Annotated in this window: 26 protein-coding genes and 2 pseudogenes; 6 read left to right on the top strand and 22 right to left on the bottom strand. The window is 66.9% G+C overall.

What is annotated here, in order from left to right; translation table 11 throughout:
- Window positions 1-84: 84 nt before the first annotated feature.
- From HQ306_RS21285 to HQ306_RS21300, 4 genes are all read right to left on the bottom strand, one after another.
- Window positions 85-1,146, bottom strand: coding sequence for a BtrH N-terminal domain-containing protein (locus HQ306_RS21285; protein WP_222633402.1), 1,062 nt, complete (start codon window positions 1,144-1,146; stop codon window positions 85-87).
- A 320-nt stretch (window positions 1,147-1,466) separates the two neighbouring features.
- Complete coding sequence (locus HQ306_RS21290) at window positions 1,467-2,669, bottom strand: NAD(P)/FAD-dependent oxidoreductase (RefSeq protein WP_222633403.1); 1,203 nt, start codon at window positions 2,667-2,669, stop codon at window positions 1,467-1,469.
- Window positions 2,666-4,054, bottom strand: a complete 1,389-nt coding sequence (locus tag HQ306_RS21295; protein WP_222633404.1) for a cytochrome P450 — start codon at window positions 4,052-4,054, stop codon at window positions 2,666-2,668. The genes HQ306_RS21290 and HQ306_RS21295 overlap by 4 nt, the downstream gene beginning before the upstream one ends.
- A 22-nt stretch (window positions 4,055-4,076) precedes the next feature.
- Entirely contained in the window at window positions 4,077-4,397 is a 321-nt protein-coding gene (locus HQ306_RS21300) for a 2Fe-2S iron-sulfur cluster-binding protein (RefSeq protein WP_222633405.1), read from the bottom strand.
- A gap of 438 nt (window positions 4,398-4,835) precedes the next feature.
- Here HQ306_RS21300 and HQ306_RS21305 point away from each other — a divergent pair, with 438 nt between their 5' ends.
- Window positions 4,836-5,876, top strand: coding sequence for an AraC family transcriptional regulator (locus HQ306_RS21305; protein ID WP_222633406.1), 1,041 nt, complete (start codon window positions 4,836-4,838; stop codon window positions 5,874-5,876).
- Window positions 5,877-5,900: 24 nt separating this feature from the next.
- On the opposite strand, the gene HQ306_RS21310 is transcribed toward HQ306_RS21305, so the two are convergent.
- The gene (locus tag HQ306_RS21310; protein WP_308115579.1) at window positions 5,901-6,422 is read right to left on the bottom strand and encodes a PaaI family thioesterase; all 522 of its coding nucleotides are present in this window, start codon (window positions 6,420-6,422) and stop codon (window positions 5,901-5,903) included.
- 25 nt (window positions 6,423-6,447) lie between these two features.
- Window positions 6,448-8,025, bottom strand: coding sequence for an MFS transporter (locus HQ306_RS21315; protein ID WP_222633450.1), 1,578 nt, complete (start codon window positions 8,023-8,025; stop codon window positions 6,448-6,450).
- A gap of 123 nt (window positions 8,026-8,148) precedes the next feature.
- Here HQ306_RS21315 and HQ306_RS21320 point away from each other — a divergent pair, with 123 nt between their 5' ends.
- The 4 genes and pseudogenes from HQ306_RS21320 to HQ306_RS21330 all read left to right on the top strand — a co-directional run bounded on the left by HQ306_RS21320 (window position 8,149) and on the right by HQ306_RS21330 (window position 10,314).
- Entirely contained in the window at window positions 8,149-8,802 is a 654-nt protein-coding gene (locus HQ306_RS21320; RefSeq protein WP_222633451.1) for a TetR/AcrR family transcriptional regulator, read from the top strand.
- A 302-nt stretch (window positions 8,803-9,104) separates the two neighbouring features.
- Window positions 9,105-9,212: pseudogene (locus HQ306_RS22465) on the top strand (DUF2510 domain-containing protein); the annotation flags it as partial.
- 375 nt (window positions 9,213-9,587) lie between these two features.
- On the top strand, window positions 9,588-9,875 hold the full coding sequence (locus HQ306_RS22470; protein ID WP_308116152.1) for a hypothetical protein: 288 nt from the start codon (window positions 9,588-9,590) through the stop codon (window positions 9,873-9,875).
- A gap of 67 nt (window positions 9,876-9,942) precedes the next feature.
- Window positions 9,943-10,314: an Lsr2 family protein gene (locus tag HQ306_RS21330; RefSeq protein ID WP_222633408.1), complete on the top strand. Its 372-nt coding sequence runs from the start codon at window positions 9,943-9,945 to the stop codon at window positions 10,312-10,314.
- Between the two features lie 3 nt (window positions 10,315-10,317).
- On the opposite strand, the gene HQ306_RS21335 is transcribed toward HQ306_RS21330, so the two are convergent.
- The 16 genes from HQ306_RS21335 to HQ306_RS21410 all read right to left on the bottom strand — a co-directional run bounded on the left by HQ306_RS21335 (window position 10,318) and on the right by HQ306_RS21410 (window position 25,003).
- Window positions 10,318-10,890, bottom strand: coding sequence for a hypothetical protein (locus HQ306_RS21335; RefSeq protein WP_222633409.1), 573 nt, complete (start codon window positions 10,888-10,890; stop codon window positions 10,318-10,320).
- 26 nt (window positions 10,891-10,916) lie between these two features.
- The gene (locus HQ306_RS21340; protein WP_222633410.1) at window positions 10,917-12,563 is read right to left on the bottom strand and encodes a peptidoglycan DD-metalloendopeptidase family protein; all 1,647 of its coding nucleotides are present in this window, start codon (window positions 12,561-12,563) and stop codon (window positions 10,917-10,919) included.
- The gene (locus HQ306_RS21345; RefSeq protein ID WP_222633411.1) at window positions 12,560-12,886 is read right to left on the bottom strand and encodes a transposase; all 327 of its coding nucleotides are present in this window, start codon (window positions 12,884-12,886) and stop codon (window positions 12,560-12,562) included. Before HQ306_RS21345 ends, HQ306_RS21340 begins: the two co-directional genes overlap by 4 nt.
- Window positions 12,886-14,739 carry an ATP/GTP-binding protein gene (locus HQ306_RS21350; RefSeq protein ID WP_261770323.1) on the bottom strand — a complete coding sequence of 618 codons (1,854 nt, stop codon included), beginning with the start codon at window positions 14,737-14,739 and terminating at the stop codon, window positions 12,886-12,888. Before HQ306_RS21350 ends, HQ306_RS21345 begins: the two co-directional genes overlap by 1 nt.
- Before the next feature lie 67 nt (window positions 14,740-14,806).
- Window positions 14,807-16,324, bottom strand: coding sequence for an SCO6880 family protein (locus tag HQ306_RS21355; protein WP_222633412.1), 1,518 nt, complete (start codon window positions 16,322-16,324; stop codon window positions 14,807-14,809).
- Window positions 16,321-17,835: a hypothetical protein gene (locus HQ306_RS21360; protein ID WP_222633413.1), complete on the bottom strand. Its 1,515-nt coding sequence runs from the start codon at window positions 17,833-17,835 to the stop codon at window positions 16,321-16,323. Before HQ306_RS21360 ends, HQ306_RS21355 begins: the two co-directional genes overlap by 4 nt.
- Window positions 17,832-18,668 carry a hypothetical protein gene (locus HQ306_RS21365; RefSeq protein ID WP_222633414.1) on the bottom strand — a complete coding sequence of 279 codons (837 nt, stop codon included), beginning with the start codon at window positions 18,666-18,668 and terminating at the stop codon, window positions 17,832-17,834. The genes HQ306_RS21360 and HQ306_RS21365 overlap by 4 nt, the downstream gene beginning before the upstream one ends.
- Complete coding sequence (locus HQ306_RS21370; protein WP_222633415.1) at window positions 18,665-19,300, bottom strand: hypothetical protein; 636 nt, start codon at window positions 19,298-19,300, stop codon at window positions 18,665-18,667. The genes HQ306_RS21365 and HQ306_RS21370 overlap by 4 nt, the downstream gene beginning before the upstream one ends.
- 41 nt (window positions 19,301-19,341) lie before the next feature.
- Complete coding sequence (locus HQ306_RS21375) at window positions 19,342-19,626, bottom strand: hypothetical protein (protein ID WP_222633416.1); 285 nt, start codon at window positions 19,624-19,626, stop codon at window positions 19,342-19,344.
- A complete protein-coding gene (locus tag HQ306_RS21380) occupies window positions 19,623-19,901 on the bottom strand; it encodes a hypothetical protein (protein ID WP_222633417.1) in 279 nt (92 codons plus the stop codon). The genes HQ306_RS21375 and HQ306_RS21380 overlap by 4 nt, the downstream gene beginning before the upstream one ends.
- A gap of 29 nt (window positions 19,902-19,930) precedes the next feature.
- Window positions 19,931-20,224, bottom strand: a complete 294-nt coding sequence (locus tag HQ306_RS21385) for a hypothetical protein (protein WP_222626672.1) — start codon at window positions 20,222-20,224, stop codon at window positions 19,931-19,933.
- Window positions 20,225-20,264: 40 nt separating this feature from the next.
- On the bottom strand, window positions 20,265-20,909 hold the full coding sequence (locus HQ306_RS21390; RefSeq protein WP_222633418.1) for a DUF6668 family protein: 645 nt from the start codon (window positions 20,907-20,909) through the stop codon (window positions 20,265-20,267).
- A 29-nt stretch (window positions 20,910-20,938) separates the two neighbouring features.
- Window positions 20,939-22,585 (bottom strand): cutinase family protein, encoded by a 1,647-nt coding sequence (locus HQ306_RS21395; RefSeq protein WP_222633419.1) that lies wholly within the window; start codon window positions 22,583-22,585, stop codon window positions 20,939-20,941.
- A gap of 26 nt (window positions 22,586-22,611) precedes the next feature.
- Window positions 22,612-23,433, bottom strand: coding sequence for a hypothetical protein (locus HQ306_RS21400; RefSeq protein WP_222633420.1), 822 nt, complete (start codon window positions 23,431-23,433; stop codon window positions 22,612-22,614).
- 72 nt (window positions 23,434-23,505) lie between these two features.
- The gene (locus HQ306_RS22475; protein WP_261770322.1) at window positions 23,506-24,204 is read right to left on the bottom strand and encodes a hypothetical protein; all 699 of its coding nucleotides are present in this window, start codon (window positions 24,202-24,204) and stop codon (window positions 23,506-23,508) included.
- A gap of 592 nt (window positions 24,205-24,796) precedes the next feature.
- Window positions 24,797-25,003, bottom strand: coding sequence for a hypothetical protein (locus tag HQ306_RS21410; protein ID WP_222633421.1), 207 nt, complete (start codon window positions 25,001-25,003; stop codon window positions 24,797-24,799).
- A 173-nt stretch (window positions 25,004-25,176) separates the two neighbouring features.
- On the opposite strand from HQ306_RS21410, the pseudogene HQ306_RS21415 reads away from it, so the two are divergent.
- Window positions 25,177-25,456 (top strand): annotated as a pseudogene (locus tag HQ306_RS21415) (hypothetical protein); the annotation flags it as partial.

A 25,456-nucleotide genomic window follows, 5' to 3' on the forward strand; every position in this document is an offset into this window, starting at 1 on the left:
ATGCATTCTGCATGCAATACCGTTCTCTACAATAATCTCGTCTAGATAATGATCTACCCGATCTACTATACGAGTCGAGCGCAGTTAGCGGTCTGCAGTCTCCAACGAGCTGGACGCGCGTTCCAAAGCTTCGACAAGATCCGTCTCCTCCTTTGGCAGTCGACCGGCGGCTGTGGCCACCGCGTCTAGGCGAACTCGTACATCAGCGCCGCGGCGAATCCCGGCACGCGCGGTCTCGGTCCAGGCCTGCGCGCAGCGGTCGGCGACTCGCGCCAGGTCTGCTGTGGCGAGGTCGCCAGTCAGTCTCGCGATCTCAGCGCACCCCTCGGCAAGTAAGCGTCGGAACAATCCGCCGCCGGTGCCTGCTTTCTCGATGAACGCGCCGAGGCCGAACAGTAGGATCTCGAGTTCGTCATCGGGTAGGTCGGCCCAGGTATGAACGTCGGCGGCCAGCGCTTCGGCGGCTGCCAGGCCCTCGGCACTGCTCGCGGTGGGACTGGCGATACTTGCCCCTGATGGCCGACGCAAATTGTCGACAGACTGCCGGAACGCTGCCGTTGCAATGCCGCTGATGCTGGGGAGCACGCTCGGCCAGGTGATGCGGTACGTACAGTGGCGTGTCGGCTGCGGGAACGACGTTGAAGCCCTGGCCCGAGCAAGCGAGTCGAAGGGAACCTCCTGCACCTCTGCACGGTCGTTGTCTGCGACGAACGCTACGCCCGCGGCCTCGTCGTAGCCGATCACCACGATGTCGTGCCGGCTCATCTGCATCTGGACCCTCAGATACGGTAGCTCGGCGATGTCGCCCCACACCAGGCTTGGTCGGCCGGCGTCGATTTCGTCACGAACCCACGACCATCCCTCCTCTGGATCGTCGGTTGTCAAGACCTGGACCTGACCGCCGAGCCGGCGCGGTAGGTCGACCTCGAAGTCGGCACCTCGTCCCACCAGGTACAGCGGTGGAACGAGGGCATTCGATCGAAGATAAAACAACCCCAAAGCACCCCCGAGGGTGAATGCCAGCCCCTCGCTGGGCGGCCCATCCCACCCGAGACCGTGCCAGTGCAGCAGATCTCGCATCGCGCCTGAACCACAGTGGCCCCCGATCTGATGGGGGTAACCCTCGATGAGGGTCTTGTGCGGCATATGCGGTCCTTTCCGAGTGGCGGGGTGTTGGTGTCGAAGACCGGTCAGTTGCCAGGGATCCGCCCAAAGCGAGCATGCATACCCTATGGGTCGACGTCGTTTACAGATACTGAACAGGTGGCCCACGGTTCGCACCGAACTGTTGCGGGTCTCGATCGGATCAAGTTCGAGTTTCGGACGGAAGGCCGCGTTGCGAGCCGGCTATAGAAGCCGCGATCTTTCATCAAGGGTCGCGCCGAAAGCGGTTGAACCTGTTCGTCCGTCGAATTGCGGATTCGCTCGCCGACGCCAATTTTGATCGCATTCCAGGCGCAGACACCTCACACAGCCCCGGCAGGTGACAGTTCGGCGCGGTCGACGGCGAGTTGCTGCGTGATGACCCGTTTACTGAACATGAAGTCGCGGGGACGATTGATGCAGTCCGCCGCAATCAACTCTGCACTACGCAGATAATAGCAGGTGAAGTTGCGGTCACGCTTCGGGTTTCCGCTGAGGACGACTTCATCGTACCCAGTGTTGAGCCCGGCGATCTGGAGCTTGAGATCGTATTGATCCGACCAGAACCAGGGAAGCGCCTTTATCTCCTTAGGCTTTCCGCAAATGGTCGCGGCAGCGACCTTGGCCTGCTCGGCGGCGCTCGGCACGGACTCCAGGCGAATGCGACGTCCGTAGCGGGCCATGTCGTGGCTGGCGCAATCCCCGGCGGCCACGATGTTGTGATCACTGGTCCGGGCGTGGTCGTCGATGACGACGCCATTGTCAACAGCAAGGTCCGCGGCGGCGGCGAGGTCGACATTGGGCTCCACGCCGATTCCGACAATGAGGAGGTCGGCAGGGATTGATTCGCCGCTGGCCAGGACCACTTCGCGGACGCGGCTATCGCCGGTGAGCGCTTCGACCAGGGCTCCCGTGCGGATATCGACCCCTTCGCTGCGGTGGATTCGGTCGAAAAATGCGGAGACTTCGGGAGCGGTTACCCGCTCGAGGACGCGTTCGGTCGCCTCCAACACGGTGACCTCCAGACCCAGTGCACGCAAGGAGGCGGCCGTCTCCAGACCGATGTAGCCCCCGCCGACGATCACGGCTCGACGTCCGGGGGTCGCGGCCCTTCGAATCAACCCGACGTCCGCGGCGGTGCGTAGGTAACAGACGCCGGCCAGGTCGGCCCCCGGGGTAGGGAGCCGCCGCGGGCGGGCACCGGTGCACAAGGCGAGCTTGTCATAGGTCAGCGTGTCGCCAGTGCTGAGTGAGACGCTTCCTGCTGAGCGGTCGATCGCCTCTACGGTCGCGTCCAGGAGTTGGATCCCGTGCTTGCTGTAGAACTCGGCGCTTCGGATCTCCAGGTCCTTGAGCGTGCTCTTCGAGGCCAGGTAAGCCTTCGACAAAGGAGGGCGTTGGTACGGCAGCGCTGACTCATCGCCGATGAGGACGATCTCTCCGGTCCAACGTTCCTGGCGCAGGCTGGCTGCGAGTTGGGCCCCAGCATGGCTGGCCCCGATGATGACGGCGCGCTGTGCGGTCATGCGTCGGATTTCGGGGTGAGGCGGACCGTCATCTTGCTGATCCCTCTCACGAAGTTGGACTGCACGTACTCGGGTTCGCCGACGACGTCGATGTTCTCGAAACGAGCAAGCAATTCCTCCCAGAGGATCCGCAGCTGAAGTTCGGCCAACCGGTTACCCATACAGCGGTGAACACCGAAGCCGAAAGAGATGTGGTTTCGCGCGTTGGCCCGGTCGATGATGAAGTCGTCGGGCCGGTCGAACACGCGTTCGTCCCGGTTTCCCGACGCGTACCACATCACGACCTTGTCGCCTTTCCGGATGAACTGCCCGTTGAGCACCGTGTCGACCTTGGCGATTCGACGCATGTAGGCCAATGGTGTCTGCCACCGGATGATCTCCGAGTTCATGTTGGAGATCAGGTCGGGATTGGCCTTGAGTTTCTCGAACTGATCGGGGAACCGGTTCAGCGCGAGAACACCGCCGCTCATCGAATTGCGGGTGGTGTCGTTGCCGCCGACGATCAGCAACACGAGGTTACCCAAGAATTCCATCGGTCGGCTGATCAGGTCTTTGGTGTCGGCGTTGCTCTGCAGCATGGTGATCAGATCGAACCCCGGTTCTTCTCCGGCAGCGGTTCGGGCCGCTTTGTCATGCCAATGCGCGCTGAGACCTCGTGCCATCTCGCGCATACCGACAAACGTGTCGTCGAGGTCTGAGGGGCCGCCGTTTGTCTGCTCCATCGAGGTTGCGAGGTCTGACCATTCGACAAGTTTGTGACGCTGCTCGTAAGGGAAATCCAACAAGGTCGCTAACATTCGAGCGGTCAACTCGATCGACACATCCTGCACCCAGTCGAATGGCTCATTCACAGGCAGGTTGTCGAGCACCTCCTGTACGCGCGAACGAATCAGCCCCTCCATCTCACGAAGATTCTTCGGCGCGACCACACCCTGCACGGCAGCCCGCTGCCGGTCGTGGCGGGGCGGATCCATCGCGATGAACATTGTTATGTCCAAGAATCGTGGCGGGACCCCGATGACAATCAACGGTTCAGCGGAGAATGCCTCATGGTTCTTGTCGACTGCCATGATGTCGGCATGCCGCGTAACCGACCAGAACGGACCGAACGGGCTGGCGGGCAAATAGTGGACCGGAGCCTCATTGCGCAGACGCTCGTAGTAGGACTGCCAACGGCCCTGACGATAGAGAAACGGGTTGCTGAGGTCGATATCGGCGAGTTCGACGTCCTCGACCGGCGGGATGGGACTTTCGACGAACAGCTTCTTCCCGTTTGATCCGGTCACCCACCGTCGGGTCTTGTCGTAGAGGTGCGCGCCCTGGATCTGTAGGTCGATTGGGACGACCGACTGGACTCGCTCAGTAATTGCTGCAGAAGCCTTCATCTTTTCTACCGTCTTTCCGTGGTCACATCTGGAATTCTGGCGTCCGGACGATCAGTCCGTCCCATGCCACAGTCACAAGCATCTGGCAGGACAATCGGGAGGTAGTTCGGCGCTCGGGGTTCATTGCGAGCATCTCCTCCTCATCGGTGCCGGAATTCCCGACCGTTTCAGACCACTGCGGATCGACGATCACATGGCAGGTCCCGCATGCGGCTTCGCCTCCACAGTCGCCGTCGATGCCGGGCACTGCATTGTTGGTTGCGATCTGCATCAACGACAGACCGTCCTCGAGAGGCACCTCGTTTTTCTCGCCGTCGTGGGTGACAAAGGTGACAACAGCCATGGCCAACTCCTGGTGCTGTGTTTCGGGTGAGACTCAAATTGTGTTCGAAGATGACCACGTCGGCCATGTTCGCCAGAGTCAAGTGGTTGTGAATTTGGCTCAGAAGCGTGTGAGGGGCCGATGGACTTGGATGACTCCGGGCCTCGCCGGGAAACCCTCGAGATCAGCGGTAACAGGAGCTGTTGAACCGGTCGGTATCAAACCTGTTCACAGAGGTCTTCGGAGCAACGTTGATCAGACGTTCGGTACGTGGCGGCGGGTAGATCAGACTTAGATCCTGGGAGGGGCTGGAGGGTTTGGGCAGCACAACAGTCAGAATCAACTCTAGATGCTGAATTTTCGGTGTGAACTTAAAAAGACTGTGCGCGAACTCGACCACGCCCGCTATGTTCGTCAGAGTCAGACGGTTGTGGATTCGGCTCAGAGGAGTGCTTCCTAGTGGACTTCCGAGACGCGGGCTTGCCGCCGCTCGCGTTCGTCCAACTGCTTCGAAGGCAAGCGTTCGGCGCATCTGCCGCGGCGCGGTTTCACCGCCTCATGGCTCGCGAGGGAACTGATGAGGCATCGTTGGTCCAGCGTGACATCCAGGCTCCGCTGCGGTGGTTTCGCGAGGTTTACCCCGATCTCGATGCCGACCAGGCAACCGTGCTCGGCATCGTGTTCGCTGAACACGCCCAATTGACATCCTTCGGCCCGTTGAGTGTTCCGCTCGTGAGTGCAGGCTCAGTAGCTGAGATTGTGGAGTTGCTTACCTATCTGCCGTTGATCTCGACCGCAGTCAGTTCACAGTTTCATGCCAGTGCAGACCACGGCTTCTCCGTCGGCCTTATCGGGCACACACACGATCCGGTCCTGGACTGCCTTGCAATTGCCTACGCTGGAGGCACGCTACTGCGGTTTCTTGGCCTGCTCTCCTACAGTGCGCCGGCCGTTACGCTTTATCTGAGCTGGCCAAAGCCGGTTGCTCTGATGAGCCATGAGCACGTCGTAGCGGGGCGTCTGCGCTTCGACGCCCCGCTATCCTGCGTCCATGTTCCAGCGGAAACAGTCGACGAGGTCTGTCGGTTTTCCGATCCTCTAGCCTATCGAATTGCCATCGCCGAACTGCAGCGAACCCTCGACCAGCGAAACGGAAATACGTCATTCTCGGAGAAAGTGCGACGGCTGATCGAAGAAGATCCCGGACGAAGTGGCAGTCAGTGGGTGGCGGACAAGCTGGCCATGTCTACCAGCACACTCAAGCGGCGCCTCTCCAGGGAGGGGACTACTTTTCGCGAACAACGAGAGTCATTCCTCCGTGAGCGCGCGACCCTCAGATTACTGGACCGCTCAATGACGGTGAGTGAGATCGCAGAGGAACTCGGATACAGTGACCTCACGAACTTCTCGCATACCTTCAAACGATGGACCGGCTTCTCGCCGAGCGAGTTCCGAACACAAAGAAGAGCTGGTGAGTTCGCGTTCCGCGCCTTGAAGTAGTTCTCAGCGAGGATTTCGGTCGTGTCAGCGGTCCGGCGGATGTGGTGACGATCTGTGAGGCCCGTCGTCCCCGAGCGCGGAGGTGAGGCGGTCGAGTAGATGCTGGACGGCGCCTGGCGCGCCGTGTCGAGCGAAGTGCTCGATCGACACAGTGATGAATACCGCCTGGGCGGTGAACATTTCGGTGCCGTCATCGGCGGTGGCGGTTGCCTCGAGGTGCAGTTTGCGGCCGTCCACTTCCCGGACGTGGGCACGGATGCGCAGGGGCCGGTGCAGCGGGACGGGGGCGAGGTAATCGACGGTGAGGTTCCGGGTCACCGCCGGGGTGCGGGCGATCCAGAGGGTGAAGCCGAACAGGTCGTCGCAGGCGGCGGCCACAGCCCCACCGTGTGCGAGGCCGGGCGCACCGATGTGGCGTTCGTCGAATGCCATATCGGTGTACACCTCGTCGCCGGAGCGGAACACCTCCAGTTGCAGGCCGGCGGGATTGTCCGGCCCGCACCCCATGCAGTGTGGCGAGTGCGGCGGCAGCGGTAGCTGGGTCACGGGCGTCTCCTCTCGATGGTGTCGGCTAGCGGCGGGCGCGGAATCGACTATCGCGCGTCGGTTCGTTCAGGGTCCCCGATGCGCCCGTGTCGGGGGTTCCGGGGGCGCGGCCGGGCGCCCAGAACAGCAGGATCGCGGCACCTGCGGCCGCGATGAGCGCGAGGACGATCGCGGACTGCTCGGTGCCGTGCAGAAACGCGGACTTGGCGAAGTCGGCGAGTTGCCGACCGGCCGGACCCGCCCGGTCGGCGACCTCCAGGGCGCCGGCGAGTGAGTCGGTGACCGGGCCCCGCGCTTCCGGTGGGAGCACCTCCATCGCCGGGGCGATGTTGCGGCTGTACCCGGCGGCCAGGACACTACCGGCGACCGCGATGCCGATCGCCGCACCGATCTCGCGGGTGGCGTCGTTGACCGCCGCGGCAACCCCATGCTTTTCGACCGCGGTATCCGCGACGATGGCCGCGGTCGCTGGCGCCGCAGTAAGGCCCAGACCCGCGCTCATCATCAGGGTCGGCCACAACACGTCGACGTAGGTGGAGTCTAGAGCCAGCCGGCTGATGAAGTAGAACCCCGCGGCGATGGCGAGCAGACCGGTCACCGTCATCAACCGCAACCCCAGCCGGGCCGCCATCCACGGTGCGACCACCGACAGGAGCACCAACGGCACCATCATCGGCGCCAACGCCAACGCCGAACCCAACGGGCTGTATCCGAAGATCAACTGCAGGTATTGGACGAGGACCAGGAAGATGCCGAACGTCACCAGGAACTGGATCGTGACGGAGAACGATCCGCTCCCGAACCCTCGACGGGCGAAGAACCGCACATCGAGCAGCGGTTGATCCACCCGTAACTCCCACAACGCGAATATCGCCGTGGCTACTACACCCAGCCCGAATCCGGCGAGCACCACGGGATCCGACCAGCCACGTGCCGGCACCTCGATAATGGCCAGCACCACCAGTCCGATCGCGAACACCACAGCGACCGATCCGATCACATCTATCGGCGGCGGATACTCCTGGCGGGATTCGGGGAGGGTGAAGGCACACAACAGCAGGAACACTCCCACCCATGTCAGGCCGACGAAAATCGACTGCCACGGCCAGTAAGCGAGTAGCACACCGGACCCCAGGATCCCCAGCAAGCCTCCGGACCCGGCGACCCCCGCCCAAATTCCGACCGCCCGCCCCCGCTGCTGCTCGGAGAAGCCTGCGGTCAGGATCGACAACGTGGACGGCATCACGAACGCCGCGCCCACCCCAGCCGCCGCCCGCGCCGCGATCAACCACCATGGCGTCGATACCAACAACGGCACCGCCGAGGCCAGCGAGAACAGCCCCAGCCCTACGATCAGCACCGCTCGCCGGCCGTAACGGTCACCCAGCGCCCCGGCGGGCAACACCAGACATCCCAACGCCAACGTATATCCATCCACTACCCAGGTGAGCTGAGTCTGCGTCGCCCCGGTAGCGACCGCAATGTCCGGAAGTGCGGTGTACAGAGCAGCCATTGAAGCGACAACCAACGCCACCGACAGGCACGAGACCACCAACGTCCACTTCTGCGCCCGTGACAGCAGCACCCGATCAAGCGAAGCCATCTGCCCACCTTCCACTTACAGATACGATCGGTATCGGTTCGCTACAATCAGTAGCACAGTGTCGGCAAGGTGGATAGTGCTCGCGAGTGGGTCGAGCGGCACAATGACGAGGTGGGCAAGAAGATGATCATCGAAAACCGCGTCGACGACGAGGACCGGCTCGTGGATCCCCGCAAGGAACGCTCACGCGCACGACTACTCGACGCGACGACGTTCCTGCTCTCGACCGGTGGCGTCGATGCCGTCACGATCGATGCGGTCACCAAAGCGTCCAGGGTCGCGCGGACCACCCTCTACCGGCACTTCACCGACAGCACCCAGCTCCTGGCCGCGGCGTTCGAGCGTTTACTGCCCCCGGTCACCGCACCGCCGACATCCGGAACGATCCGTGAACAGTTGATCGAACTACTGCACCGTCAGGCCAAGCTCATCGAGGAAGCCCCCGTCCAACTGACGATGCTGGGGTGGATTGCCCTCGGGTCCGTCCAACCCGAAACAGCCGGGGCGACATCGCATCCCGAAGAAGAGCGGAACCCGGTCAGTTCCCTGCGCGCGCGGGTGGTCAACCAATACCGCGAACCGTTCGACCGGATTCTGGGCGACCCCGAAGCCCAGCAAGAGCTCGGTCAATTCGACACCGATCTCGCCCTGACCCAACTCGTCGGACCCATCGTCTTCACCCGACTCACCGGACTCCCGCCGATCGGCCCGGCTGAACGCCGGCAACTTGTCGACGACTTTCTCGCTGCACGCTCCGCCCGAACAAGCCCTGAGTAACGATATACGGTTAACGCTTTCAAATCCGTGTATCGAAGTGCGGTTTCTCTGCATTTGGTTCACAACTGGATATAGTGATCGACACCGGGCCCGGCGTGAACCGGCAAAGCAAATCACGAGCGCAAGCTCTTGACGCGAAGCATGAGGGCGATGCGACTGCGTTCCTGCAAACCAATCCATCTACAGAGTTGTGGCGCCTGGTGAATTTGCTAGAGACCCCCCTCTGAAGGTGGTTTAGCTGCAGTTATGTCATAATAAGGTATTGGTCGTAGATGCCTGCTGCGCTCTGAGAGACTTCACCAATGACGACACCAACTCCAGGCTGGTATTCGGATCCGGACCCCTCCAACATTGGTGGGCAACGATTCTGGGACGGTGGCCAGTGGACCAATCAATCCGCTCCCGGGAAACCCTCCCCGCCGCCGACTCCGTCCGAGCCGACACCGGACTCGCCGGACGGGCAGAACGGCGGCAATCGCGGACTCAAGATCTTCCTGGCGATCGCCGCTGCGATAGTGCTCGTGGTCGGACTCGGATCGGTATTCGGCTTGGGCGACGAGGAAAAGGATGAGAGCGACCAGGCGTCTGCCACGTCGTCCGAGTCGCCGACAAGTACCACGGCGACGCGAGCTCGGGCTGCAGTCCCGTCTGCGGCCCCGCGCACGACCGCCGCACCGTCCGTAACCACCACTGCGGCATCAGCCCCGTACACCACCTCCGCGGCTGTGCCCCCACCCGCAGCCTTCGTCTCCGATCCCCGCTGCGCCCCGGCGAATCAATCACTGGTGGACCAGGTCGCGTCCGGCTTCTCCGAGTCGGGCCTGACCCTGACGAACGGCACTGTCATCGACGTCGGCGACTACACCTACGTCGGCGGAACCACGATCGACTCCACTGGCCGGGTCGAGAACCGTTCGGACGTCTGGGTCATTTCGGGTGGCGCCGTGTACGCCTCCACGGGAGGGGCGAGGAACACGACGACATGGCCGCGGGCCAGTTCGGAACTGGGTGTCTCCCCCGGTGATCCGGACGTCCAGGCTCTCGATACGTGCGTCGTGAACCTCACCCGATAAATGCGCGGAATGAATCGCGTTCTGCGAATGTCGGAACCCGTGCAGTACGAGCATTAGGCTCCCGGTCGTGGCGAAACGCGAGATCGTGGAATTGACCGACGACATCGACGGCAGCGGCATCGCCGACGGGGCCGGGGAGACGATCGACTTCTCCGTCAACGGGGTCGACTACCGGATCGACCTGAAAGACAAGAACGCGAGAGAGTTTCACCGCAAGCTCGACTACTACATTGGCCACGCCGAACGTGTCGGTGGACGCAAGCGAACCTCGTATTCGGCCGCTGTCCTCGACGCCGCGGCGGCTGCCGGAAAGTCCGCGAAGCGTGACCCGGAGCAGACGCGGGCGATCCGGGAGTGGGCGAACGCGAACGGATACACGGTCAGTGACCGCGGTCGGATTCCCGCGGCTGTCGTCGGAGCGTTCGACGCCGCCCACTAGCCCCTACAGGCTGCTGCTGGTGATCCGGTAGTCGCCGATCTTCCACTCCGCTGCGATGTCTTCCAGGGTCACTGTTGCGGTGTAGGTGGTGTACGGGGTGGCCTGCCCGGACCGGTGCTGCACGGTCTGCGCAATGGTCACCGGCACCGTGGCGGTGTCGCCGTCGACGGTCGTGTCCCCATCGGGCCGTACGACGGCGGTGAGGGTGTCGCCGCTGCGCGCCCACGCCGCCCACTCCGAGAGGGGTTTCGGGGCCGGTGACGGCGCCTGTGCGGCGGCGGTGGCCATCGGGCCGGTGAGGTGCTCAGCCTGGGTGTGCAGGGCGTCCCAGGTCGAATCCTGCACTGCTGGTTGCCAGGTGAACACGCCGGCCATGACGACGGTGGCGACGTCGACCGGGTCGGTTCCGACCGGGTCGATAGCGAATCCGGCGTCGGTGCCGCCCGCTGTGGGTGCATCATCGCCGGTGTTCGTGACCCATAGGGCGACAACGGTTCCGACGATGACGATCAGGACGACACCGACAGTGGCGAGCACCACGGCGATGGACGGGCGGCGGTCGTACGTGTCCAACATGGGTGGGTGTCCTTGTCGTCGGCGGGTCATCGGGCGAGGTCGTAGTCGCCGGCGGTGGCGGTGATGGTGGTGACGTAGTTCTGTGTCTCCGCGTACGGGGGGATGCCGCCGAACTGCTGCACGGCGCCGGGTCCGGCGTTGTACCCGGCGAGCATCAGGTCCACCGGATCGCCGGCGATGGCACCGGATTCCATACCCGGGCGCAGGTCGTCGAGGACGGCGCAGTTGTACCGTCCTTGCGCCATGACGGCGTCACCGACGTCGTCCGGGTCTCCGGCTCCGGCGGGTCCGGTGACCTCTCCGGTCTCGTCGTCGACGGGGAATCCGTGGGACGCCCAGGTGCCGGGCAGGAACTGGGTGTAGCCGCGTGCCCCGGCAGGGCTGGTCCGGCCGGCCTGGAACCCGGACTCCTGCTTGATCTGTGCGGCGAGGACGGCCGGGGAGAGTTCGCGGCACTGCGCGGCGGAGAGCGGCAGCCACTTCTCGAACTCCGGTGGGATCTGACCGGCAGCGAGGTCGGCGTGGTCGCCGATGCCCGCGCCGGGTGCGGTGGTGCAGGTGCCGTTCGCTGTCGGTGCCGATCCCGCTCCACCCGGTACCGCCCCGTATCTCTGGCCGGGTGCGGGCGGGCCGTGGCCGATGGTGGTGACGTGGACGTGGTCGAAGTGATTCTGGGTCGGTGATCCCCTGTCCTCCATGATGTTCGGCTCACCGTCGGCGGGGATGTACTGCAGACGCCAGATCATGTACTCGATCTGCAACACCTCACGGTTGGCCCAGAGATAGTCCTTGACCTGATCGCCGAGGGCTTTGCCTTCCTCGGAAGACCAGTTGTCGATCATGATGTCCGCAGCCCGACCGGAGGGGTGGTCGTCGAAGCCGCCGCCGTCGGCTCGCCACCCTCCGATGGTCGTGATCTGCGGGAACTTGGCGTGGACGGCGCGGGCGACGCGGACGGTGTCGACCTGGAAGTGCTCCTCGGACCCGACCGATGCCGGGAGTGCTGCCATCTCTGCACCGCTCGCCGAGACGGCGACGTCCGGCGCGGCCGGGACCGGCGATGTGGTCGACGGTGAGTTGCCCGGCGCTCCGGAACCGGCTGCCCCGGAACCGGGCTCGGCGGCGGCGGCGTAGAACGGTGCCGGGTCCACGGCGTTGCCGGGTGCCCACCCGCCGGGGTGGTACTCGAAGTGCAGGTGCGCTCCGGTGGTGTCGCCGTTGTTGCCCTCGTTCGCGATGTGCTGTCCGGCGGTGACCCGGTCCCCCACTTTCACGAGAACACCGTCGGGGAACATGTGCCCGTAGACGGTGGAGACGACCTGTCCGCCGATGTTGTGGTCGAGCACGATCCACTGACCGAATCCCTGCGCGTCACCGGCCTTGGAGACGATGCCGTCGGCGTAGGCGTAGATGGGGGTGCCGATCGGTCCGGCGAGGTCGATGCCGTTGTGTTGTGTTCCCCACCGAGGCCCGAAGCCGCTGGTGAGCTGTGCTTCCCCGGTCTTCATGGGTTTGGCGAACGACCCGGCCGGGACTCCCCCGGCCGACGGCACAGAGGTGCCCGAGGGCAGGCAGTCATCGTCGCCCGAGGGGCTCAGGGTGGTGACGAACAGGACCACGAACAGTGCCGCCGCGAGAACCGCGACGAGGGCGACGATCCCGCCCTTCTTCACCGCCGAGCCCCGCTCATGACCGACTCGGCGGCCACCGAGCGCGGTGCGGCCGCGGCGAGCCGGTCGGTGAGTCGGCGGTTGACCGCGAGCAGCCGCTCGATCTCGGCCTCGGCGGCCCGCAGCTTCGCGACGACCTCGTCGGCGGCCGGGGCGCGGGAGGGACCGAACTCGGTCTTGATCCACCGGTTCACGGTGTTGACGTGCGCGCCGATCTGTTCGGCGATGGCGGTGACGCACTGGTCGCGGGAGGCGTAGTTCGGGCGGGACGAGCGGTAGGTGCTGATGGCCCACTCGCGGACGTGCGCCCCGTAGACGGGTCGCATCAGATGTCCTGAGGTGCAGAGTCGACCACGGTGTCCGCCGACACTGCGTGTCGGCCGCGATCGAAATACTCGGCGAAGCGGGCGTTGGTGTCGTGGACTCCGGTGTCGATCTCGACGTCGGTGAACACGGTCCGGATGGGGATGCCGGGCGTGTTGTCCTTGGCGACCTTGATCAGGAACTTTCCCCGCCCGATGGGGGCGCGCACGCTCTTGCGTTCCGCCGAGCGCAGCGCCGCCCCGCGGGACCAGGAGGTCACCATGCCCGCTTCGGCGGGGGTGAACTTGAGCTCACCGGAGAGTCGTTCGACCTCGCCGATGGGCAGCCCCCCGCACACGACCATCCCGGCGCGGTCGATGAACCCTTTCGCGGTCTTGATGTCTGCTTCGGTGGGCAGGGTCTCGAGGTCGCGGCCGGTGTGGGTGATCATCAGCAACCCGGCGCCGTCGGTGCGGTTGAGGCGGGAGATCTCGTTGACGCGGGCGACCATGCCGGGGCCTGCGCCGATGACCTGCCACAGCTCGTCGAGGGCGAGCAGGAACAGTCGTTGCTTCTCGAGGCCGGCGTCGGCGAGCAGGTGCGCCGCTTCCACGGTGCCGTAGGCGTCGGCCCAGCAGGAGAGCATCACGGCCGCCTTGAGGGTGGTGTCACCGCGGTCGAGGGAGGACACATCGATGACGATCATGGGTGCGTCGAGATCGAGCGGTTCAGAGGTGTGGTCGGCGAAGATGTCGCCGAGTGGGCCGGAGATGAGCGCGCCGAGCGCCTGCATCAGCTCGGTGATCTGTGCCCGGTATCCCTCGCGTGTGGTCTGGTAAGTCGCCTGCATCATCGCCGCCGATCCGGCGTCGATGCGCGCGTAGAGGTCCCGCAGCAGCGGCGGGTGCTGGTAGCTGAACTCACTGCCGTCGGAGTAGAGCTCACCGAGGGCGGTGCCGATCAGGGAGTTCTCGAAGGCCTTCACCGAGTGGGTGTCGTAGCGGATCAGCTCCACCAGCGCGCACACCGCGTTGACCTGCCGGGTCCGCACGGTCAGCTCGGCCGTGCCGATCAGCTCGTCGAGCATCGACGCCCTGGCGTGATCCCCCGCGGCTGCGGCGGCGACGCGGGCACGGCGGATGCGGACGACGGATTGCCCGAGGGTGCCGGCGGCGAGCGGATTGAGGTGCCCGCCGCCGTGACCGAGGGTGACGACCTGACCGCCGACGAGACGCGCGAGCTTGACGTACTCCGCCTTGATGTCTCCGGCGACGATGGGCGTCTGCCCCCACGCGATCGCACCGAGCAGGATCTTGCGGATCAAAGAGGACTTCCCGAGTCCGGGAAGAGAAAGCACGAACATCGACGGGTTGGCGATGTGGTTGTCGCGGAAATAGGCGAACGGATCGCACGAGAGCGCTTCCCCGGTGACGTCGTGCTGCCCGACGATGGTGCCCGAGGCCGGTGCAGCGGCGCCGATCGCCCACGGGTTGAACCCGCAGACCTGCACCGACGACGCCTCGTACTCGATGGCAGCGGGGACGGCGAGCATCCGGCCCCCGCCGGCACCGATGTGGCCGCGGGCGGTGCTGCGTGTGGAACTGCGCCACCACGGATCGCCGGTCACCTCCCCGGAAGCTCTGCCGCCGGCGTTACGCCAGCGCGCCAGACCGATCCCCGTGCGCGTCCATGTGGCCGGCTCGTCCTCATCGCCTGCGGCGATGCGCTCCGCCAGCGCTGCATAGTCGACGTCGGCGACCACCCACCGCACCCCGCGAGGAAGCATCCGCACGGCGACTTCGACGCCGACGTCCGGGTCGAGACCGAGATCGGGGTCGAGGTCGGGTTCCAGGCGAGGGCGAAAAGTGGTCGTCATGGGGACCTTCCGGTCGGGATGTCTTCGGTGGGCGGCGAGTCGGGCGTACAGGTCGGGCGGCAGCAGCTCAGCTGTGCCGCACCAACGCAGAGGTGGTGACGTGATCGGGCAGCAGGAACCCGACGCCCAGGCCGGCGGCGAACGCGGCGTCCTGGAAGCCGTGGGCGCGGCGCAGCCCGAGACGAGCGCGAGCGGCGAGCGATTCGATGACCGCGGCGGCGTTCGCGACGTCGGCGGGATCGGCGACGGTGATGGTCACCAGAGCCGAGTAACGCAGCTGCCCGGCCCCGGCCACCATCTCCTTGCGGGTCTGCGAGGTGATCTCGAGGCGCTTCTCCGCTTCGGCGGAGCTGATCTTCGCGCCGCGGGAATTGATGGCGTGCAGCGCGTCTCGGTGCTGCTTCTCGACCTTCTTCGCCGCGTCACCCGCGGAGAACGGCCGGTAGATCAGGGTGAGCCGCTTACGCAGCAGGTCGTCGTGCGGCTGGAGCAGCGGCTTGAGGACGGTGTCGGTGAACACCGATTCCGGCGGCGCGGCCATCTCGTAGACCACGGAGACGACACCGTCATGCCGGTACTGCCCCCACACCGAGGAGGCTCGGCCGGGACCGGCGTCCTCCCACGCCACCCCATGATTAAGGCCGGCGATGTCGAGTTCCTCGAAGTCGTTCTCCGTCGACGGGTTGTACGAGCGGTGCACCGCGGCGGTGATCTCCGCCGCGGTCATCGGCTGCGCGTCGATGCCCGCCCCGGCGAGGTTGCCGTAGAGGTCCGGAAGTCGCCGCGCCAGCTCGGCCGCCATCTCCTCCGGATCGTTCTGCCGTTCCTTGGTGGTGGCGCGGAAGGTGATCGACAACCGGGCCAGTGTGCGGTGCCGGCCCGACGGCATCCGCACCGAGGACTGCCGCACGAACGCGGTGGCCAGGTCCGGTGCGTGCTCGGCGACCTCACGCTCGACCAGACGGGCCAACCTCAGTCCGGTCGCGGGAATGTTCTCCACGACCACCTCGGCGCCGACGATGTCGCCCGGCAGTCCGAGGTCGGCGAGGTAGACGCCCCACTCGGCGGTGTAGAGGTCTTTCTCTCCGCGCGTAACGGCTTCGTCGCCGCCGGGGAGGCAGTCGATGACGACGGTGTACCGCTGCTTCTTGGGGTGGTGGATCATCCCGAACTCGTTGCCGTGCCGGTCCATTCCGACGTAGAGCTTGGTGTGCGCCAACCACCCGGGCAGCCGGTAGCGTCCACCGGGAATCGACGAGTGCGGTCCTGCGTGGTACTCGGCGGAGCGGCTGACGCGTGAGCGGAAGAACTGCATTCTCAGGTGGCCTTTCTCGTAGAGGGAACGTCCGCCTGGCGCGATCGCCAGCGGCGCGAGGAGCACTGCGCCGAGCGCCATGAGGGCGAGGCCGGCGGGGACGTTGCCCCAGATCAGGACGGCGAACGCGAGGGCGAAGAAGCCGCCCGCGTAGGCGATGATCTTGTTGGAGAGCCCGAACGCGAAGGTGCTCTTGGGGCGTGTTCCGGCGGAGTAGATCGCCGGTTCCTCAAGCGGTGCGGCTGCTGTGAACGTGGCGGGTGCGGTCATCGCTGAATCCGTCCGTGGTAGTTGCCGACTGCGCCGTCGGCGGCGGCACCGAGGTTCCCTGCGATCTGGGCGGCGCCCCGGATACCGGTCCCGGCGGTGCGCATCGCCCCCGCCGCTCCCGTCATCCCCGCAGCCGCGATCTGGCGTCCCGCGGTGCCCGCTCTCGACGCAGCGCCGAGCGGACCCGATCGGTTGGATGCGGTCGAGGATGGGGACGAGCCGCCGGTGTAGCGGCCCTGCATCCCGGGGACGGGTTTCGCGCCGGTACCCGCAGAGCCCATCCCGCCGCCTCCTCCGCCGGAGGACGGCGGTGAGACGGTGCGGGCCATGCCGCCCAGTGCGCGCGCGCCGGTCGCGGCGGCCCCGCCCGCCAGCGCGCCACCGGCGGCGGCGAGGCCGGCGGCCTGCGCTCCGCCGGCGGCGATGGTCTCCGCGGCCGGGGCGATGATCCGCACCAGCGTGGGCAGGGCGAATCCGACGATCGCCAGCAGCACCGACCCGATGATCACCGAGGACACCGGGTCACCGGACGTCGCGGACTGCGCCCAGAACGCGAACAGGTACAGCAGCGTCGCAACCGGCTTGAACAGCAACGCACCGATGGTGAAGGCGATCATCGACTTGTAGGACGAGCGCCCGGTGGCCGTCGCCGAGGAGGCTGCGGCGAGCGGGATGACAGCGACGACGACGCAGAGCACCGCCTCGCGGATGAGCAGGGCGATGAGCTGGGCGACGGAGCCCAGGAACGCGAATCCGGCGCACGCGAGGGCGAACACCGGGCCCAGACCGGTCTTGTCGTCGAACGCGGTGATGGCGGTGATCTTCTCGTTCAGGTCCGCACCCACGAACTCCTTCAGCGCGAACGCCGATGCGGCATCCCCGCCCTGGTGGAGCATCAGCACCAGCACCGGCAGCAGCGAGACGGTGAACACGGTGCGCACCAGCATGTTCGCGGTCTCCGTCGCCCCCTCCATCACGGCCTGTTTGCGGGCAATGGCGAGTTTGGTCATGGCGATGACGATGGAGGCGAACAGCGCCGCGATGGTGAACCCGGAGACGATGTTGCGTAGCCCCGACATGGCCGTCTCGGCTCCGAGTCCCGGAATGCCGGTGGTCATCCAGAACGTCATCACGGCGCGGAACGCTTGCGCGTTGCCTTCCATGACGGCTTTGGCGAAGTCGCCGACGGAGTCGCCCCAGAACGCGGAGGCGGCGGACGATGCTGCGGTGGACACGGCCGCGCCGGGGTTGTCCTCGACGGCATTGATGAAGCAAAAGCTCTCCGGAACGATGTTGCCGGTCGCTCCGTTGAGCAGGTCGCCGATCCACGGTGCGTCGGTCTCGGCGAGGCATTCGCGCCGATCCTGTTGGAAGGCATTGCCCTCGTTGGCGATCCCGGCGACCGGAGCCACCGGGGGCGGGGTCGGTTCCTGGGCGGCGGCGGTGCCGGCGCCGAGACCGAGACCGAGCAGAGCCAGGAGCAGGATCACGGCCGCAGCCAGGCGCCTCACGAGAGCGCCCAGGCAGTGAAACCGGTGATGTCGGTGACGTCCTTGGTCGCGGAGACCGACCGGTTGTCGAGTCGCACGCGCCACTCGCCGCTGTCGTGGAACACCGCAGCCCTCATGACCTGCCAGACGGGGGTGGTGCGTCGCTGGCCGTTGTCGTCGAACGGGATGTTGATCGCGTACTCGACGGAGGCGAAGTCGTCGGTGCAACTGACGATTCGAAACGCCTCGGGGGCTGGGAATGATGAGCCGTCGATTCCTGCGCTCTCCCAGTTTTCGCCGGCCGACTTCTGGGCCAGCTCGTCGGTGGCGACGGTCAGCTTCTCGTAGGCGTCCTTCGCCACGGGGCCGGGGCCGTAGACGCGGCCGATCCAGTTCCACCCGGCGAGCGCCGCGCCCTGTGGGGTGCGGGAGTACCCGGTGAGGACGTTGCCGTCGACGCGGGTGGGGCCGTCGCTGGTGGAGACCAGTGTGGGCAGTCCGACGGTCTGCTGGATCTGCACGCCGGACGGGGACGAGACAGGTCCGGCGGTGTCGCATCCGCTGCGTTCGCCTGCCGGTTCCTGCGTGAGCGGTGCTCCGACAGGGTTGTTCGGGACGGTGACCTTGCGGCCGAGGATGTCCACGACGGGGGTTCCGAACCCTGTGCGGCCGTTGTCGACCGAACCGGGAGCCGTCGGGGCCGGTGCCGGTGCGGACGTCGTCGACGGGTCGGCGGTGTCGGTGGCCGCGTCGTCGTCGCCGAGGTTCGGGACGACGAAGACCACGGCGCCGATGACGGCCAGGACGACGAGGACGGTGGCCGCGATCAGCAGGCGGCGGACGAGGGTGCTCATGAGGCAGCTTTCAGTTCGGTGTAGCCGGCGAGGTCGTCGAGCTCGGCGGCGTCGATGTTCTCCTCGGGAGTGGGGAGCACGATCCGCCAGTCGTCGCCGACCCACTGCAGGGCGACGGGGTAGCTGTAGAGCTGGGAGTCCTCGCCGATTGTTTGTGCCACCGACACTGCGGCGGTCGCCGTGTCGGGCTCGTAGGCGGTGACGTCGAAGCCGACGAACCGCGGCGCGGACGCCTCCGGCACCGTCCCGGCGACGGTGACGGCGGCGCGGGCGACCGCGAACGCGTCGCGTCCCGGGCCCGGCGCGGTGACGGTGTTGACCACTTCGGGCCAGGTGCGGTCGTCGGCGACGGCGAGTGCGGTCTGCCCGTTGATCGCGGCCAGAACGGCTCCCTGCGGGCTTTTGTCGTAGCCGTGGCGGGTGACTCCGTTCCCCGTCGACGGTCCGGCCGTGGGCGAGCTGGGCACGCTGACACCCCCGACGGTGCGCCACTCGAGGTCGGCCGGTGCGGAGGCGGTGTCGATCTGTTCCTCGGCAGGTGCGGCGGTGTCGCTCGACTCCGACCCGCAGGCTGCGGCGATCAGGACGACGGCGACGGCGGAGGTCAGGCGGACGGTGCGGGACAGTGCCACGGGCGGTGCACCTTTCAAGGAGTGAACGTGGCGGCGAGGGTTCATGCCAGGACGCTCTGGGCGAGTCCCGATGCGGAACCGATGACGGCGGCGCAGATGAGGATGCGGGCGAGGGTGGCGTCCTCGATGACCTGCGTGCCGGTGGACTTGCGCTGGTTGACGAAGACCGCTCCGCACACGAACAGCGCTGCGATGCAAACGATGATGGCGAACCACAGCAGCCAGGACAGGGCGCTCATCAGCGGATCCCACACCTCTGCGGGGAACGTCACCGGGCCGGTCGGCGGCTGTGCGAGCACCGCTTCGGTGACGGCTTTGCCGATCACGGTGCGGTCCCGCTGCCGGTGGAGGTGGCGACGGCCGTCGTCTGTGCGGTGTCGATCATCCAGTCGATGCCGCCGCTCAGCGCGATGGTGGAGATGGCGACGCCGGCGATACCGCCGAACAGGGTGCCTACGGCGCGGGAGCTTCCGGACACCAGCAGGACCACACCGAACGCGATGGCGATGCCGGACGCGATCAGGGTTCCGCGGGCGAGCGTGTCGAGCAGGCCCAGCGCGGAGTCGAGGACACCGGTGGCGGTGCCTTCGAGTTCGGCCACGCCCGTGCGGACGATAGCGGCGGCGGCGCTCACAGGACGAGGCCGTTGACCAGTCCGGCGGCACCGCCGATGATGACCGCTCCGACGAGACCGCCGACGAGTTTGCCGGTGGAATTGCCGCCGCCGCCGGTGATCTTCTCGTAGCCGAGCATCGCCCCGCAGATCATGATTCCGGCGACGGAGGCGAAGATGCAGCCCCACATCAGCCAGGACATGAGGGTGGTGATCTTCTCTCCGAACTCGCCGTTGGGTGCCTGAGGATCGACGTCTCCGATGTTCTGAGCGAGGAACACGGTGGCATCGGTGCGGAGTGTGGTGAGCATGGTGGGTCCTTTCGAGGCAGGTGGGTCGATCCGAGGTGGATCAGTGCGCAGCGGCGCGGCGGGCGGCGTCGAAGGCGGTGTGACCGGCGGCGACGAGGCCGGGGTGCGGGGCGGCCGCGGAGGTCACCGATCGCATCCGGCCAGGAGGCGGCGGGTCCGGTTCGGCCGGTGACCACACCGCCAGGTCGGAGTGGGTGTGCACGCGCAGGTCCGGCACCCACGGCAGGTGCCACACCGCGGGCGCGGCGGACGCGACGACGTCGGCGCTGCGCCGCAACGTCTTCGGCAACTTCCCCGGTGCGTCCGGGACGAGAGCCAGACCGAGGACGGTGCACCCGCCGGTGAGACCGGCGGCCGATTGGAGCAGTAGGTCGTGGGCGGCGGCGAGTCCGGTGCGGTGGGTGCGTGCGACGACGATGACCGATCGGTACCGGTCGTGGGCCGGCCACCCGCCGTGCGCGTCGGCGGCGGGTGCCCAGACGCGCGCGAGGGTGGACACGCCTGCGCCGCCGTGTGCGCCGAGCAGCCACATCACCGGTGGTCGCCCGACACCGGCGACCGGTTCGGTGTGGACCGGTGCCTGGCGGTCGATCGGTGGGATCCGCAGACCGGCGGGGACGACGGGGGCCGATCCCGAGGTGTCGTCGCTGTAGAGCTCGTGATTGTCGATCGGCTGTGCGGCCATGTCGACGTCTCCTTCTGCGGGTGAGTCGGTCACCTGGCGGCGGTCGGGGTGGACCCGGCCATCGTCGGTGCAGGCGTGGTGGTGCCGTTGGTGGTCGCGGATCGGCTGCTGGTCGGTGCGGCGCCGACGGCGGTCCGCGCACCGGCGGTGATGATCTGGCCTGCGCTGCGGACGGTGTCGGGGGTGGCGAGGAGCTGGGCGCTGCGGCCGAGGACGGCTCCGACCTTGTCGGCGAGGGTGCTGTCACCGGTGAGGTCTGCGGCGAGCGCGACGATCCACCGCACCGTCAACTGCACGGGGGTCTCGCCGCGGTTGCCGACCGGGACGCTGTCGTAGGAGCCGTGTTTGACGGCGGTGTTCCAGTACGAGGTGTCGGTGACGAGCTGCGCGAGGCCGGCGTTGTCGTCGATGGTGCGGGTGACTTCCTCGAACGCGACGTTCACGGCGGAGTCGATCGTTGCCGGGGGCACCAGCTTGACCGCGGCGGTACCGACCTTCGCAGCGAGGATGCCCAGTGCGGCAGGGGGGTTGGTCAGGCCGACGGCGGCGAGCTGGCCGATGGTCTCCGGGGTGATGACGTCCTTGGCGACGGTGATGGCAGCGCCGATCGCCATACCCGCGATCTTGGTGACCGCGCTGACTGCCTCGTCGATGGCTTCGTCGTCGCCGACGGTCGTCGGGTCGGAGTACTTGGCCATCTTCCCGAGCACTGTGTCGGGGGCGCTGGTGACCTCGAACTGACCGCGGGCACTGTCGAAGTCGAGGTTGTCGTTGACGACCGAGGCGCCGGTGAGCAGTGCGGAGCGTCCGACGGCGGCGCTGACGTCGGTGAGGATGCTTACCGGGTCGCGGGTGTCCATCGAGGACTGTCCGGCGATGTTGGCGACCATCTTCGCCGCGGGGGTGTTCGCGGGGGTGTCGCACGCGAGATCGCCTGCGGTGCAGTACGAGGCGACGCGGTCGGCGACTGCGCCGAAGTCGGCCTCGGCCGGGTCGGGGGCGATGCCGCCCCCGGCGGGTGGTGTGGAGGCGACGGCCGGTGCGAGCTGCACGGACTGCACCGCTGCCCCGTCGGTGCCGGGGGCGGGTGCGGGACTGGCGTAGCCGCCGCCGAGGACCGGTTCGCCCTGTCCGCGTGTGGGGTCGGAGAACAGTGCGCCGCCGGCGAACCGGTCGGCGTCGATGGGGCCGGTCCCGACTCCGATCTCGCGGATGACCTCGGAGGCGATCTGACCGCCCTGAGAGTATCCGGAGACGAACACCCTGGTGCCGGGGCACTTCTCGGCGATGTCGCCGATCATGTTGGTGGCGTTGTCGATGCCGGTCTGCACGGACGTTGCGTAGGTGTCGGAGGACCGATCACCGGGTTTGCCGCCGAACGACGCCGGATACGGGACGTAGCTGCGGTCGAGTGCGGGTTCGGCGCCGGAGTTGGCGTCGCGCATGGCCGGGACGGTGAGCCGGGAGAAGAACCCGGAATCGGCGTCGGGTGAGCTGTTCTCGTCGATCTCGGTGGTGCCGGGGACGACGACCAGGTGCAGCGGTGCGCACCCGTCGGCGGCGGGTGCTGTCGTGGTCGGTGCGGCGTGCGAGGTCGCGGCGGCGAGGAGGGTCGCGGCGACGGCGGTGGCCGCGACGGCGGCGCGAGCCGTTCTGCGGTGCGGGGCGGGGGTCATGGGTGGTGCCTCTCGTCGAGCTCGGATCAGCGGCGGGTGATGGCGGTGATGGAGGTGGTGCCGCCGGACTCGGCGGTGGCGAAGCGTTGCGAGGAGGTGCGCGGGTCGATGCCGGGTCCGCGTTCGACCACGGTGACGTCGTAGACGCCGGATGAGACGAGGTCGGCGAGGACGCAGAACTCGACCGCCGGTTCGAGGGCGTCGATGCCGATGCGCAGGCGCTCGGCCGATGCCATGACGGCTTCCGGTGCGCCGACGGCGCGGGCCGCGACCGGGTCACGGTCGTAGTAGAACGCCTTCTCGAAGCGCCAGATCGCGCTCAGGCCGGGATCGATGGTGTCCTCGGTGACCGGCTCACCGGCACCTTGGCCGGCGCACCAGGTGAAGTCCGCAGCGGCAGCGGCGCCCGCTGCTGGCTCCGCCGCGACAAGAGGAGCGGCCTGCGTGGTCGCGAGTAGCGGTGCCGGATCCGCGGCGAGGGTGTCCTCGGTGGCTCCGGTGAGGAACACGGCGGTGGCGCCCACCGCACCCACCAGGACCAGGAGGGACGCGGTTACCGCCACGGCGGACCGGTGACGACGCCACCACAAGGGGCTGGCAGCGGGGCCGGCGGCTCCGCTGCGCAGGGTCTCGGTCGCCGCGTCGAACGTCGATCCCGGAGCGTCCGCGAGCCAACCGTCGTCGTCGTCCGTCTGTGGGTCTCGGTCGGCGAGGACGGTGAGGCGTCGGTTCGGTGGCGTGTCGGTGGACGCGGCGGGACTGGCGGTCGGGACGGGCGAGCGTTCGCCTGTGGCGGGCGGCGCGGCGGCGAACCAGTCGTCGGCCGCGAAGTCTTCGGGATGAGCCACAGCGGGACCTCCTCGGTCGGAACGGGCGAGCGTCGGGTGCGGACGTGCGGTGTCGGCCGCACCCGACATCGGTCAGGCCCCGATGTTCGGAGCGGACAGTGCGCCGGTCAGGGCTGCTGCGCCCTGATCGAGCGCGGGGGCGTTGTCGGCGATCACGGTGTCAACCGCGCCCAGAACGTCCGCGCCACCGGGCACGTCGGTGACCGCGTGGCGGGCCTGCTCGACATAGGCCGGGGCCGTGTCGACGACCTGCTGGACGTCCTGCGGGGGAGTCCACACCGGAGCGGCGGGGGCGGGAGCCGGTGCTTCGGCTGTAGGTACGGGGACAGGGGCGGGCTCCTCGATGATCTGTTGCTCACCACCGGTGACGGTGGCGCCGAGGAGGCCGCCGAGTGCGGCGCCGGTGGCGGTCAGACCCAGGGCGATCGGCGCGGAAAGTGCAGCGCCTGCAACCCCTCCGGCCAGCGCGGCTGCACCGGGGATGAACACCCACCCGACGGGTCCACCCCACACGATCGCCCCGCTACCGGTGGTCGCGGCGGCGCCGAGCGATCCGCCGAGTCCTGCTCCGGTGGCGGTGATGACGGCCGCGGGGATGAGCGAGGTCAGGAACCCTGCGGTGCCGCCCGCGACGATGCCGGTGGCGACTCCCGCGGAGATGCGGTCGGCTCGGGGTGCGTCGGCGAATCCGGCGTCGACGAGGAAGTTTCCGCCGTCTGCCTGCAAGGCCTGACTGGTGTTGTTGAACTGCTCTACCAGATTCGGATCCACGACATTCCGGTCGTACGGCACGATCTGGCCGCCGACGCCGATGTACCCATCGGGAATGTCGATGGGTGCAATAGCTTTGCGTCGCAACGTGGGTGCGGGCGGTGGGGATGGACGAGGAGATGGTGTCACTGCCGCCCGCCCGAGTGCCTGTCGGCCGTAAGACGACTGTTGACTGCCGGATCGGTAGTCGTCGTAGCTACGCCAGTCGCTCTTCTGCACGCGAGGTGACGCCTGGAAGCCCGGTAGGAAATTTCGCTCTGAGGTGGGCTCGGGCGGCTGAAAGAGGGGAGTGGTGTCCGTGATCCCGGGCTGGGCAGTGTCGGGTGCGGTGGCAAAGTCTTGTGGCGCACCTTCGGCTACTCCCTGGCCGAACGCGAGCGCCAGCAGGAGAGGTATCGCAGTGCACGCTCCTACTCGGGGTGACTGAGAATTGTGTTTAGCGGCCTTGTGCACTGCAGAGCTCCTTGGCTAGTTGGTTTGTGGCACAACCACATCGATACGAATGCGTGTCCGCCCGAGTCTGAGGGTCGAACTCGGGATGGCACGGTTGCCTGCCGTTGCGCTTAGCGTTCGGTTGTTCCGATCGCGACTCTCACCTCGCCGCGAGTTCCGACTCGCACAGGGTGAGCGGTCTCGGTGCGATCCACCGCGCGACGACGAGTCCGTCGTCCGACCACGACTCGTGCTCGCGGTCGAGGTGGTCGACCAATGAGCAGCGGAAGCGGGCGCCCGTGACCACGTCGACGACAGTCTCCGCACACCCGGTATGCCTGCTCGCTGTACCGCTCTCTGTTGCCATGTCGTTTACCCCCGGTCGTAGTCGCATGACAAAAGATAGCAATAAAAACGCAAAGAAAGCTAGAAAAAAGATTGCGTCCGACATGGCGAGGATTTGTTGTGAGATTTCCAGGCAGCTGGGTCGGTCTTGCGCTTTTCTTGCCGCTCCAGGTTCGGGCCCCTACTGTTCCGAGCGTGGACGGATATGGACGCTTGGCCGAGTACGCGTGGAAGCGCCGTACGCAGCTCGGTCTGTCGCGTCCGCAGGTTCGCGAGCGGGGTGGGCCATCGGTGCCGACTCTCAAGGACATCGAGGAGGGGACTGGGCGGACCGTGTCGGCCGGGACGCTCGGCAAGTTGGACACCGGTCTTGAGTGGCAGCCGGGGAGCGCCGCCGATGTCCTCCGAGGTGGCGAGCCGCGGAGCAGGTCGTCGACCGAAGCGGACACCGTTCTGGGACCCGACACGGTGGTCA

The organism is Rhodococcus sp. BP-160 (genome assembly GCF_019836205.1).
Classification (GTDB): domain Bacteria; phylum Actinomycetota; class Actinomycetes; order Mycobacteriales; family Mycobacteriaceae; genus Rhodococcoides.